Genomic DNA, 12723 nt, shown 5'->3' on the forward strand with positions numbered 1-12723 from the left:
GCATTAATTCGTCACGTCAGTAATCTGAAATTCAAACCTTGTTGGGGCAAAAACAGGGATACCGGTTGGTGGACTACTTGCATATCCCAAAGTGGACGGTAATATCAATGAAATAGAAGTACCTTTAGCGGCATGACCTTTAAGGCCTTCACGTACACCGGGCACCAGGCCTTCTATTCCGTTTAATGAACCTGGCGAAAATGTCGCCGCCGTTGTTTCTGCGCTTTTATCAAAAAAAGTTCCGTTTAACAACGCACCGGTGTAAGTAGTTGTAACGGTAGATAACGGGCCGATTTCACCTACATTACCGGTACCTGGTGTTATTACTTTATAATACAGTCCAGAAGCTGTTTTGGTGTACCCGGTAAGGTTGTTAGCCGTCATGTAGTTACGTATCACCAGATCATCATACACTTGCTGGTCATTTATTACATGTATGTAGTAATCTAAACTTTGATTTCCGGCAATACGGCTGTTAGCATTGCTAATACTACCCGTACCAAAGCCCCGTTGCCCATAAGCAAGGCGGGAAGGAATCAGCAAACGCATACTACCATCACGGTATTTCAGCAAATTATGAATAGCTATTTGCAAGCCCTTCGGCAGGTTAGCCTGTTCAATATGGCCTACATACTCGTTAAAGTGATTAAGGATAGTATCAGAAGATGTGTACTTCCCGTCAAAGCTTTTGAGGGTATAAACAAAAGATATCTTGTCAGAATACTCCAGTGGTGCACCAGTGCCGCCATTAATAATCTTATAGTACATGCCGGTGGTATCGCCACCTACGGTATCCCGGTTAAAGCCGGTTAAGCTATTGGCTGCAATATAATTCTGAATTTGGGTTTCGTCGTATTCTTTTATATTCTGGTCAACAGTATCCTTTTTGCATGCGCTTAAGCCCGCTGCGGCTATCAATAAAATAGTAAAGATCTTTTGTTTCATCTAAATCAATTCGTTACATCTAAAAGTCGTATGTCAAAATCCAAAATGGAGTTTTTCTTCAGGCAAATTTCAGGCTGGTCGTAAGGGCCGTAAGCATAACGCGAGGGTATCAGCAATCGTACGGTGCCGCCTTTTTTAATTTGAGGGATGCCCAGCTGCCATCCCCTTATTACCTCACCAAGGGCAAATGAAGGCGGAAAGTTGTTGCTTTTGGTGAACTCCTGCCCTGTTGTAAGTACCCTGCCGGTATAAGCTACGGTAACCCTTGTGGAGTTTGTAAACAAGTCATTACCACTGCCTGGGGCAACTACTATATAATAAACTCCTGTTGTATCTATCCTTTTAGCACTTGCGGTGAGCCCGTTATCGGTTATATAGTCCTGCACAATTTTATCATCAACCTCGGCCTGTGCTCTCGCTTCTGCAATTGCATCATAACCTTTGCTGCATGAAAATAAAGCAGTAATAGCTACAATTATAAAAAGCAGTGCCCTCTTCATCCCTTTAATAACGGCAAATTTATTGTTTTATAATTCAAAAACAGCAGCTTAACACTTTTTAACAATTGAGGAGCAGCAAACAGGCTTGTTATTATGGTTTATAGTTGAGTGTAAGCTGATTTATTTTCTTCAGCATTTCGGTAAGGTACTGTTTATCTGCTTCGCTGATGTGGGCATTAAGGTAGCCGTTAAACTGCCGCACAACATCCTTGGCCATATTCCGCTTTTCTTTACCAAGGTCGGTCAGGAAAATCTTTACGGATCGTTTGTCACCGTCGTTCGATTTACGATAGATAAGGCCGGTTTGCTCCAGCTGGTTGAGCATGCGCGACAAACTGGTCGATTTCAAGCCCAGTAACGCTGCGGCGTGCGACACCGTTGTACCTTCAACATCATCTATATTAATAAGCAGGTAACCGATAGACTGCGTAATGCCAAACTCGGTAACAATTTGGTTGTAACGGTTGGCCATGGTTTGCCAAACTATCTTCAGGAAGTAATCAATGGTTTCCTGATGTTTTACGTTGTTGCGCATATGTAGCAAACATAGCGTTTTTAGTTGATGATGGCGTAATTGCGGAAACTATGACACACCATTGCAGTTGTAGCAACTGTATCATGAATACGTGTTACACCTGTTACACTTTTTTGAGCCAAAAAAAAGTTAAATATTTGAATAACAGTTATTTAAATAAAATCCATTTACAGTTTTTGAAACCATGTTACAGCTTTTTGGACAATTTTTAGCTCGTGATACACCTCAAAACCCCAGTTTTGTATCATCTCCCCTGGGGTCCGCTCCGCCTTCGTAATAGCCCCATTGGGTTTTAAGGATTCCATCTACCCGCCCGATAGCGCCCCGTTTACTGAATTTATATCCTTTACGCGATAATTTTTCTACCACTGTGCTGTCAAGTGCTTCCGGCTCCAGGTCTACCTGGTCTGGCAGCCATTGATGATGAAAACGCTTTGCGGATACCGCGCCCTGCATGCTCTTGTCAAATTCTACAACGTTAAGAATGGTCTGGAACACCGAGGTTATTATTGTAGCACCTCCGGGTGTGCCCACTACCATAAACAACTTACCGTCTTTTTCTAAGATAGTCGGCGTCATTGACGATAGCATGCGTTTGCCCGGCTGTATGCTGTTGGCCTTACCGCCTACCAGGCCGTACATGTTGGGCACGCCGGGCTTCGAGCTAAAATCGTCCATTTCGTTATTCAGCAAGAAACCCGCGCCTTTCACAAAGATGTGGGAGCCAAATGTATCATTCAGCGTAGTGGTGATGGATACAGCATTACCTTCGCGATCAACAATAGAGTAATGCGTAGTTTGGTCGCTCTCGTAACCAACAAAAGTACCTGGTTGTATGCTGGTACTCGGTGTAGCGGCAGCCCAGCTAAAGTTTGCCATGCGCTTTGTGATATAGGCAGCGTTCAGCAGGCTGTCTACCGGCACTTTAAAAAAGTCCGGATCGCCCAGATATTTAGACCGGTCGGCATATACCCTTCGCTCTGCTTCTACCATTACCTGTACGGTAGAGTCTTTATTAAAACCCCAGCTATGTAAAGGATACTTCTCTACCGATTTCAATAGCTGTAAAAGGGCAACGCCGCCGCTGCTTGGCGGCGGCATGGTAATTACCTTATAGCTCTTGTAATTGCCAACCAGTGCCTTGCGCCAAACCGAATGATAATTTCGGAGGTCTTCCCTGGTCATTATTGGTTTACCATCACTAACCTCGGCAGTTATAAGATCGGCGGTTTGCCCGGTGTAAAAGCCATCCCGTCCCTTATCTCTTATAAGTTCCAGCGTTTTGCCAAGGTCAGCCTGTACCAGTACGTCGCCTTCTTTCCAATCCTGTGCGTTAACTAAATAACCTTTGCCGGGGTTCAGCTTTATAAACTCCTGCCGGTTACGATTGATATCGTTTGCCAGCCTTTTAGTCATTTTAAAACCGTTCTCGGCCAGTGTAACCGCCGGCTGTACCAGGTCTGCCCACTTTAACTTGCCATATTTTTTATGGGCAGTGTACATGCCGTCTACCGAGCCGGGCACACCGGAGGCGTAATGGGTATAAAGGCTCATGTCGGGCTTTATGTTTCCGGAGCTATCCAAATACATGTCAACCCGGGCACTTGCCGGTGCTTTTTCCCTGAAATCAAGCGTGTTTGTTTCTCCTGATGCAGAACGGTATACCATAAACCCGCCGCCGCCAATATTACCAGCCTGCGGGTGGGTAACTGCCAGCGCAAAATGTACAGCTACTGCTGCATCTACCGCGTTACCACCTTTTTTCAATGCATCCAACCCGGCTTGGGCCGCATCAGGATAGGCGCAAACCACCATGCCCTGGCGGTATTGCCCGCTTACATTTTGCCCAAGTTGGCCGGTAACGCAACTGGTAAAAACGGCTGCTAAAATTGCCGTACCTAATAACTTTTTATAAACAACAGGTTTGTTCAACATTTACGGGGGACTATTATAAACGACCCAATTTAGGTTATTTACACTTAAAACAGCACGTATTAAAAACGGTTTTTTACCGCTGAAAACCAGCACAATGCAGCTTAATTGTAACATTTGAGCAGGCCAAACAAGCATAAATTGTTAATTATGCCGTTGTATAGCAAACTGATACTATGAAAAAACTCACCCTACTTACATTTTTACTTGCCTCGTTAATGTTCATTTCCAGCCGTGTAGATGCGCAGGATTACAAGACTGCCGTCGGCCTTAAATTTGGTGGATATGAGAGCGGCCCGTCAATAAAATATTTCCTGGACCAAAGCACCGCCCTTGAAGGGATTATAGGTATCCGTAACCATGGTGTGGTTGTTACCGGTTTGTACGAGTTGCATCAGCCGGCGTTTAACGTTGCCATGCTGAAGTTTTATTATGGGTTTGGCGCGCACGTTGGCTCGATAGGAAAAGGCACTTATAAAACATTTGGAAACGACCAGGTGTACACCGACCATCACATACTTTTAGGTGCGGATGGCGTGCTGGGCCTTGAGTATAAAATACCTGAAGCACCTATTGCAGTAAGCCTGGACCTTAACCCGCGGGTTGAACTGGCAACCGGGCCTTTCTTTGACCTGGCACCGGGCTTAGGCTTAAAGTACACGTTTTAATAAGCTAATTGATTAATAAAAAGGCGGCAGGATGTACCTGCCGCCTTTTTTGTTTTATATTAATTAAGTACCTGCATTTGCTATTCTATATAGCAGGCACAGATGGCTGTTACTTAACGATGATCACTTTTTTGGAATACACCTTGTTGCCTAGCGTTACCTTAAGTACGTAAGTACCGGGTAGTTGTCGGCTGGTGTTTATTGATGTACTAAAGTTGCCTGCAGATATACTTTGCGATTGTGTGTAAACGGGTTGTCCCGAAGTAGTGATGATCTCAACCTTAGCAGTTCCTGCCTCCTTTGCTACAAAAACAACATTGAGGTTGTTTATGGCAGGTACCGGAAATAACGTTAGGCCAATATCAGTACTTGTGTCGGGGTTTTTAGCCACAAGCGCGTAGCGGTACTCGTCAGACCGGCTGGTACATCCACCATTAAAAGCAACCTCTACGTAATAGCTGCCGCTTTGCACCGGGGTGAACGTTTTGCCGGTAGCTCCTTCTATTGCCTTACCATCTAAAAACCATTGATTACCATCAGTAAAGTTGGATACCAGGTCGAAGCCGTTTTGTGTGATCACCGGTTTATTTACAACCGTTGGTAACCGCGCAGCAGATGGGCAGCCGAGACTTTTTACTTTAAGATCGTAAAAGTAGTAATAGAAGCCCTTGTAATAGGTGCTGTCATTAGTATTTGTAGGCGATAACGCATCGTTACCCAAAATACTAAAAATGCCTCCTATTTTAAACGGGTAACCTGTAACGCCACCGTTGTTGCGATAAACGGTTACGTTAGCATCATAAGCCAGCGATATAGTGTAGGTACCTGCAGTTGGCAATGTTAAATTAAGTGGCACCACAATACCCTGGTCTGCCGGGTCGTTGGTTTGTGCACCAGGCCCGGGCGTGCCACGCGTTGCGGCAGCATTCACCACAACTGTGGAAACAGCTTGTCCGCTGCTATTGGTTGCCGTAATGGTAAGCTTGCCGGAGTTGCCAAAATACATGCGTGCTGTTTGCAGCACCACAGGTACGTTGGTATAAACCGATACACTTGGGCTGAACTGATTGTATCCGCCTGCGCTAAATACATTTTTTGTAGCTGGCCCAACTGTTCCGCTAAAATCATTTAATCCGGCATAAAAAGTACCGTTACCAGCTGTGCCTGGAACAGTAGCAATAGGCCCAAACGCTACCGGTAGCGCATCTGCAGGAGATTTATACCATAATATTTGCCCGTCACCTGTTCCGTTTAGCAAATAGTTGCCGGTGTTAGAACAAAGATATGCACTAAGTGCACCCAGTGCCGGCGGAAGGCTGATGGCTATGGTTCCGGTTGCTTTATCGTTACCTGTTATCGGGTCGCCGTTAAGATGGGTTTCGGCGGCGATATTATAATTTGCACCTGCCAAAGTGTTAAACTTACCAGCCAGCACAAACTCAACTTCATCAAGCGGGGTAATAGTACCGGTGTACACCTCATTAAAAACTACAGTGGTGTTATTAGGCGATGTAACCGTCACCGTAACCGGTATATTACTGATATTGGCGCTGCCATAGTTCTTGAGCCTGATTACAGGCGAGGTTGAGCCGGCACAGGAACTGCCGTCGGCAGCATTAACAATTACGGTTACTCCCGCATCGGTAGTTGGTTTTACAAACTGTACAAGATAGTCCTGCGTTTCGCCTTTAGCGTAACTGCCACACGCTGTAATGGCGGTTGGGTCAGATGTTTCGGTAAGCACTACACGCAACAAGCCCGAATTGCCTGGTATTACTGATAATGGCACGGTGATAGTACCTGTATACTCGCCTGTTGCTGTAATTACCGGCGTTGTGGCTATCAGTTCGTCCGCATCAAAGGTGCCGTTACCGTTCCAGTCTGCAAATATTTTTGCAGCCTTGGCAAAGTTGTTACCGCAGGTACCTAACGTAATGCTGAATGGATAGGTTTTCCCCTGCTCCAGCAGCATAGGTGGTGTTGTTAGCAGCGAATAGCTGGTGCAGCCAGGCGCAGGTGTGTTATTTACATTGGAAAGTGTAAAGTTATTAATGCGCGAATCTGCATTAGACGATGGCGCAGATGCGCAGTACGCCGCGCCACCAATGCCTGTTGCAATTAATGAATATGCCTGACTGCCTGATAACAACGTTCCTTTATGGCTAACAGTAACAGTGTACGTTTTGCCCGGTGTAGCGTTGGCAATATATACCTGTTCTACATTGTCTCTGATGTTGTCGCCGGTAGTAGCAGCAGCGCCGGGATTATTCGGATTGAGTACCCAGGCGTTATACGTTGTATTACCATCGCTAATGCGGATGTCGAGGTCATTTACCAGCTTTGGTGTGCGGCTGTTTATAATACCATCGGCTGTTGGTGTGCCTGCCGGATCAGTCCAGGATATTGTTACTGCCAGCGGGCCGATACCAGAAGCCGTTACCGACAAAGTTTGCGTTTGCCCTTGTGTGAGGGTGCGCTCGCTGATCAGGCTTTTAGTTCCGTTATCAGTAATGGCCTGGGCAGCAGCCCGCATATTAAGCAGTCCCCATCCGTATTTGTAATCGGGGCCAATGTTGCCACCGTCAAAAGCAGTATGGCAGGCCAACCCTTTTAAGGTGGCTGCCCGCATAAATGAATTGCTGTTCTTTTGCGCGTAATACTCCTGAAGCAAGTACAAAGACCCGGTTACGTTTGGCGCAGACATGGATGTGCCTGAAAGCGTAAGATAAGTTGTTGGCGATGTAACACCTGTGGAAACTACGTTCTCCCCGTCTCCTACCAGGTCGGGTTTTATACGGCCATCATCTGTTGGTCCCCAGCTGCTGAAATAAGAGGTGACGAGGTCCGTACGGTTGACCGGTCCATTTGGAAGCGGTGCTATTGAACCTACTGTTAGTATATTCTTGGCGTTGCCGGTGGTGCTTATGGCATCAAACCCATCGTTATTGCTGATGCCTGCCGGCCTGGGCCCTTTGTTTATTAATGCAGGGTTGGTGCGGGTAGCAAAACCATAATAAGTATCGCCAACAGCAGGGCCTGTACTGCCACGGCTGTTCCCGGCCGATTCTACTATAAGGTAGTAAGGTGCATTATAAGCTACCTGGTCGAACGATTGTACACGGGCATCATAAAACCCAAAGTTGTAATCTACAGTATCGCCGGGTAAGCCATACCATTCCCACCGGTTTTGCCCGGAGTTGTAATCCCAGCCGGCTACATCACCATAAGAGTGGTTAGATAAGAGCAAGTCCTTTGCGGCGGTACCCATTTCAGACACATCGTTGTTAAAATCCCAGGAGTTAAGTACAGGCGTGTTAAAGGCCATTCCCTTTGCCGGCCCATATACGCCTTTGGCTATCATGGTGCCGGCCACGTGTGTGGAGTGGTCCAGCACAGCAGCGCCGTCTTTTATAGTGATGGTTTTGCCGGCAAATTCCTGGTGAGCGGTATACACAGATCCGCCATCCCATATTGCGAGCTTATTATTCACAGCCGCGCTTGATCCGGAAAGATTGAGGCCGAGAGCACCGCCCGGCTGCACCAAATTGGTGCCTGTGGTTGCCGCAGCTATGGTGTTATTGTGTGTTACCAGGTAAACCGGAAAGCCAAGTTTATTTACACCCTGCAGCACCTTAACGTTGCCACCCTTAGTGTAGGCAATAAGCGGCCAGCCTTTGCTTGCCGCAAGTGACAAAGCCTTTTGCCTGCCCGTGGTGTAAGCCTGGTTTGCCTGGATGGCTATACGGTCGAGTTCCTGCTTTCCGGCAGCATCGACCGTTTGTTTTTGCGCTATTGCAGGGGCAACACAGCATAAAATTAAAAAGGCAGATAAACAGGCGGTGTAAAGTTTCCCCATAGTATTGATTAACCCTTATCTGACACTACGTGCGATAAGTTGAAGTTATAAATGTAAGGCTCTAATATATAAATTATAGCGCAGAGAAACTTATCAATAATTGCCGGATCTACTCAGCCGGTTACAACCACTTTCGATACTTGCTCTTCCTCAAAGTTATCGCGAACTGTAGAAGATTTTCCCATTCGAATAATCAGGTATCATTCTCCTGAGCTAGATCTTTTTTTACAAAAAAATTAAATAACCAAACCCTGAACTTGGAAATATCGTACAAATTAAAATTAAAGTAAATGACGTTCGTTTAGCACCGTTTTTGCCACGCTGTGTAAACTATTTGAAAAGCTTTGAAAAGAAATTTATCTAAACTCACTTTTTTTTTACTAATAGTATTACTGGCTTTAAGTTTAAAAACCCAGGCGCAGGAATATTATGACGGAACCAATACGCCAAGACAATACTATTATAATAATTTAGAGGCAGCTACTGTAGGCTCCCCTACCACCTTTATGACTGCGGCCGGATCAACTTCCTCTTCTCCGGCTACCATTTATCTCAAGACAAACTCCTCGCTAAATGGGTCACAAAGCTTTTCAACATCGGCATCTGCTGCAAATATCGGTTACCTTAAGTGGAACTTTTTTGGTTCTGCCGGTACTGCGGCAAACGTAAGCCTTGGTACAGCAGCCTGGGAGTGGGAGTTCGATTACAAAAACACTACCGGTGTAGCGCCTAATGATAATGGCACCGGTATGGTTGCAGGCCAGGACTCATGGCGGTACTGGCTTTTCGCCAATGCTTATAACGGGCAAACTACCTACGGCATGTATGTAACGGTTAGCGGAACCAGCCTTGTACTTCGTGTTAAATACGGTAGCGCAAGCAACCAATACGCTACTTTTAATACCGGCTTAACCATACCTGCAAATACAGACACTTACCAGATTAGGATTGCACGTGCGGCGCTGAATGGCTACTACCATGTTTTTGTGCTCGACCGTACTACAGGTGTAACTACCGGCACAAACATGACCACTGGCCAAAACTACATTAATGTAGGTACCAGCAACGGCAACGCAGATATGGTCACCTATAACTTTAGCTACCTGGAGTCCACCACTTCTACCGCCGACCATTTCCAATGGGATAACTTTAACTTTTATAAACAACAGGTAGATTATGTACCTGTTACGAGCAGCGCTAACGGAATAACCACATCTATTTACCCGGGCATTGTAGATGCGATACCCTATGGCGTAAACGTAAATGTAAGGGGCGATATTTTTGTGGGTGTATTTGTTATAAACTTCAGCGGCAATGGCACCAACGGAGGGCAGGCCCTGTTTACCAGCGGTTCCCTTTACAAAACAAGCAGCAGCGTATTTTCCAAAACCACAGGTACCAAAATAGCCGACGTATCCATCAACTCTGCAAACACCAGCCAGGTGAGCATGGGTAACAGTAACGAATATTACTACGGCGCGCCTAACACGGATGGATCCCGAACGAATGTTGTAAACTACTTTTTACTTGCACAAGGGCGTAACCCTTTCTACAATGGTTATTCAACATCATTGTCTTACTCTATCAGCAATACCAATTCAGACACGTACGAACAATTCTACAGCGTAGGATATTACCCGTACCAATGGTCTAACGTAAGTTCTGCCACGTCTACAGTTGCTGGCGATGTATGGGACTGGACCGGCAAAACCAGCGCTATCTGGACAACCAGCGGCGCGTGGACCAAAAATCTTTCAGCCAGTACACTTTACCCGCAGGTTTCTACTGATATTGTGCGCATAGGTGTGGTGGCTTACAGTGGCGGCACTACCCAACCATCGGCTACTTCCAGCTATTCTATTGGCAGCCTTACTTTTGGTTCTGCTAATAGCGCGCCAACGCTTTCAATCGGCGGCAGCATAACGTTAAGTGATGACCTTACTATAAATGCAAATACAGCCGCTTCGTTAACAGGGGGCACACTCAATATAGGCGGCGATTTTAGTAATGGTACAGGTGCAACTTTTGCAGCTATTTCAAGCACTGTGAACTTTACCAGCAGCTCGGCGCAGGCTATTACAAATTCAAATACATCCACAACCCCATCTGTCACCTTTAAAAATGTTAACTTTTCAGGCGGAGGTACCAAAACCTTTGGAAGCGGTGGATACTACAGCGTTTCACCAACAGGAGTTCTTAAGATAAGCAACGCCACAGTTGTATCTATTCCGAGCACAACAACCCACCTGAAGTTTCTCGCTAACAGTGGTACCGCTTATGCGCAAATAGATCAGGTTTCCGGATCTATCCAGGGGAATATTGATTATCAGGTTTATTTTACCGGCGGCTCAACCTATCGCAACTACCGTTCAATGGCTGCACCTGTTTACAACAACACTACCACTTACAGCACTACAAACGGCACCTATAAACTTGCCGATCTTAAAAACAGTTTTATCATCACCGGCCCGTCAGGCTCTGCAAACGGTTTTGATAAATCAACCAATAACGGCAACACCTTAAAATTATATAATTCCAGTACCGATAACTTTTCACCTGTTAGCAGCTTGAGTACCGCCCCTACCGTCGCTACAGGCAAGGGTTTTTATATGTATTTCCGCGGTGATCGAACACCGACAGGCACCGTAACTAACGCTGACCCTTTTGGCTCCAAAACAAATAAGCCCGCCTCCGGTGCGTATGCCGTACCCGAAAACGTCACTTACACTTATACCGGTATACCTAACCAGGGTAACATTTCCACAACCTTCGGCACAAAAGACAACCTGTTTTACTTTGTGGCAAACCCCTATGCAGCCACGCTGGACGGCGACGCTGTAATTGCATCAACCACATTTACTGCTACTACCAGTTCTACCTCGTATACTTCGCATTACATTGGCACCTCTCTTTGGACCTGGAATCCTTCTGCAGGGGCCTTCGCCATTTACGACCAAACTACCCCAGCTGCATCTACCAATGGTGCAAAGCGTTACATTGTGCCCGGACAAGGCTTTTTTGTAAAAGCAAACACAAATGTCGCCAGTACAGGGGTGGTTGCTTCCCCTAATGTGCTTACGATTACCGAGAGCATGAAGAGCACCGGCAACAATAGCAGCGCGGTACGGCTCTTAAGCACAGGTACGCCGGTAGTTGCAGCCGATCCTCCGATTATACGTTTGCAGCTAGCTAAAAACGCTTTTATTAATGATGAAATAGCTGTTGTACTGTGGAACACTGCGAAAGACTCATTAGACATGGGTGATGCTGTGCATATGAACGGCGACTATATGAATCTCACTACTATTACAGCCGACAATAAATACCTTTCAATAGACAAGCGCCCGTTCAACGGCACCAAAACTGTTATACCCCTTTATATCAATGTAGCGGTTGACAGTATATACACGTTTAAGAAAACGTACCTAAGCAATGTTATGAGCAATTATAAAGTTACGCTTTATGACAGCCTGCTTAACAACAAGGTAGAGATAACCAATATAGATTACTCCTTTAACGTTTACCGTGCCAAGCCAGAAACATGGGGCGGTAAACGCTTTAAGTTAATTATAGAGCAGGCACCTGCGCCTGTCACTTTCTTTGAGTTCAAAGGCAAACTAAATACCGATAAAACCGGACTGCTAACCTGGAAAACGAACAGATATCGCATAGGCACTACCTACCAGGTGCAGCGTGCACCGGACACTACCAGCTTTGCCGATGTTGGCCTTGCACAATATGGCGTGGATACCAGCGGCGTAAGCGCGTATATAATGACGGACTCTACCATACAACAAGGAGTAAATTACTACCGGCTGGTGCAAACAGATATTTTCGGTAACAAAAGTTATTCTAATTACGTAACAATAAAACTGAGCAACAGCGTGGAGCCTGTTACTGTAAAAAGTGGCTTTAGGCTTTTCCCTAATCCGGTGGTAGGTAGCAACTTTTCAGTTATTAGCGATAAAACGTACAATGGCAAAATAACTATGCGCATTTACAATACAAGCAGTGAGGTTAAGATGGAAAACTCCTTCAACCAGTTGAATTCACAGGAGGCCATTCAGCAAAATGTGAGCGGATTACGTTACGGCGTTTACGTTGTTGAGCTAAAAGATGCCAGTAACAAAGTACTTACAACGCTTAAGTTCATAAAACAATAACAAAAAAATCAAACCTGGCGGTTGTAAGATACTACCGGGCATTTATTAATAATTAATAATCAAAAAAGTATTTACTATAATATAATTCATTTTACAAGTAAGGAAAAATAAGATAAACGTAAAG

7 protein-coding genes are annotated in these 12723 nt (G+C 45.5%); 2 read left to right on the forward strand and 5 right to left on the reverse strand.

The window, feature by feature from the left end; genetic code table 11:
- Nucleotides 1–3: 3 nt before the first annotated feature.
- From DYU05_RS10175 to ggt, 4 genes are all read right to left on the reverse strand, one after another.
- Nucleotides 4–945: an FKBP-type peptidyl-prolyl cis-trans isomerase gene (locus DYU05_RS10175; RefSeq protein WP_117382823.1), complete on the reverse strand. Its 942-nt coding sequence runs from the start codon at nt 943–945 to the stop codon at nt 4–6.
- Between the two features lie 5 nt (nt 946–950).
- Nucleotides 951–1445 carry an FKBP-type peptidyl-prolyl cis-trans isomerase gene (locus DYU05_RS10180; protein WP_117382824.1) on the reverse strand — a complete coding sequence of 165 codons (495 nt, stop codon included), beginning with the start codon at nt 1443–1445 and terminating at the stop codon, nt 951–953.
- Between the two features lie 91 nt (nt 1446–1536).
- A complete protein-coding gene (locus tag DYU05_RS10185; protein ID WP_117382825.1) occupies nt 1537–1980 on the reverse strand; it encodes a MarR family winged helix-turn-helix transcriptional regulator in 444 nt (147 codons plus the stop codon).
- A gap of 225 nt (nt 1981–2205) precedes the next feature.
- Complete coding sequence (ggt, locus tag DYU05_RS10190) at nt 2206–3915, reverse strand: gamma-glutamyltransferase (RefSeq protein WP_117382826.1); 1710 nt, start codon at nt 3913–3915, stop codon at nt 2206–2208.
- A gap of 173 nt (nt 3916–4088) precedes the next feature.
- Here ggt and DYU05_RS10195 point away from each other — a divergent pair, with 173 nt between their 5' ends.
- Nucleotides 4089–4580, forward strand: a complete 492-nt coding sequence (locus tag DYU05_RS10195) for a hypothetical protein (RefSeq protein WP_117382827.1) — start codon at nt 4089–4091, stop codon at nt 4578–4580.
- Between the two features lie 109 nt (nt 4581–4689).
- On the opposite strand, the gene DYU05_RS10200 is transcribed toward DYU05_RS10195, so the two are convergent.
- A complete protein-coding gene (locus DYU05_RS10200; RefSeq protein ID WP_117382828.1) occupies nt 4690–8436 on the reverse strand; it encodes a S8 family serine peptidase in 3747 nt (1248 codons plus the stop codon).
- A 344-nt stretch (nt 8437–8780) separates the two neighbouring features.
- Between DYU05_RS10200 and DYU05_RS10205 the strand changes: the two genes are divergently transcribed.
- A complete protein-coding gene (locus DYU05_RS10205) occupies nt 8781–12599 on the forward strand; it encodes a T9SS type A sorting domain-containing protein (RefSeq protein ID WP_117382829.1) in 3819 nt (1272 codons plus the stop codon).
- Nucleotides 12600–12723 lie beyond the last annotated feature (124 nt).

The sequence above is a fragment of the Mucilaginibacter terrenus genome (genome assembly GCF_003432065.1).
GTDB classification, from domain to species: domain Bacteria; phylum Bacteroidota; class Bacteroidia; order Sphingobacteriales; family Sphingobacteriaceae; genus Mucilaginibacter; species Mucilaginibacter terrenus.